This is a genomic window from Paenibacillus sp. LC231 (assembly GCF_001860525.1).
In the GTDB taxonomy this organism is placed as follows: Bacteria; Bacillota; Bacilli; order Paenibacillales; family Paenibacillaceae; genus Paenibacillus_AQ.
On record NZ_JFOM01000048.1, the window covers coordinates 1 to 1,147 of the forward strand.

1 pseudogene is annotated in these 1,147 nt (G+C 49.3%); it reads left to right on the forward strand.

Annotation, left to right across the window (positions count from 1 at the left end):
• Positions 1–1,147: pseudogene (locus AK95_RS33925) on the forward strand (IS1182 family transposase); the annotation flags it as partial.

Sequence of the window (1,147 nt, forward strand, 5' to 3'; positions counted from 1 at the left end):
TCTTTCATCGACGAAAAGGTCCGTCCGCTTTACTGTGCTGATAATGGGCGACCAGCCATCGATCCTGTCGTGTTATTTAAGATGATTTTCCTCGGTTATTTTTACGGCATCCGTTCGGAGCGTCAACTGGAACGCGAGATTCAGACGAATCTGGCATACCGTTGGTTTCTTGGTCTGGGATTGACCGACAAAGTTCCGGACCATACCACCATTAGCTGGAACCGACGGACTCGTTTCAAAGACACCCATATCTTTCAAGATATCTTCGATGAGATTGTGCTGCAGGCAATCCAGCATCGCATGGTCGGCGGACGAGTCCTGGTTTCGGATTCCACGCATGTGAAGGCCAATGCGAACAAACACCAGTACACCAAGCAGCAGGTTTTACAAAACACACGAGAATACATGGACGAACTCAATGGTGCGGTAGAAGCCGACCGGAAGATGCATGGAAAAAAGCTTTAAAACCCAGAGAGGATGTGGTCGAGAAGAAAGAAATCAAGGTGAGCAAAACCGACCCGGATAGCGGTTATATGATTCGCGATGGCAAACCGGAAGGATTCTTTTATTTAGATCACCGGACCGTTGATCTAAAATACAATCTGATTACCGATGTCCACGTCACGCCGGGAAACGTTCATGATTCTGTACCGTATTTGTCGCGTTTGGATCGCCAACGAGAGCGATTTGATTTTGAAGTTGAAGCCGTTGCCCTGGATTCAGGTTATTTAACAACCCCCATCTGCAAAGGATTGCAGGAACGGGGGATCTTTGGCGTGATTGCTCACCGGAGATTTCATCCGACCCAAGGCTTGTTTCCGAAGTGGAAGTTTACCTATGATGCCGAGCGCAATCGGTATATTTGTCCGGCTCAGCATGAATTGTTGTACCGCACCACGAATCGAGAAGGATACCGGCAATATGCCTCGGATCCGAGGCACTGCAAGACTTGCCCGATGCTGGAGCAATGTACCCGTTCACGGAATCACCGCAAGATTGTCACGCGCCATGTCTGGGAGGACAGCAAGGAATGGGTGCGAAACAACCGGCTCAGCCGATCCGGTAAGTATTTATACCGAAAACGAAAAGAAACGATTGAGCGAAGCTTCGCGGATGCCAAAGAGCTCCATGGGTTTCGCTATTGCCG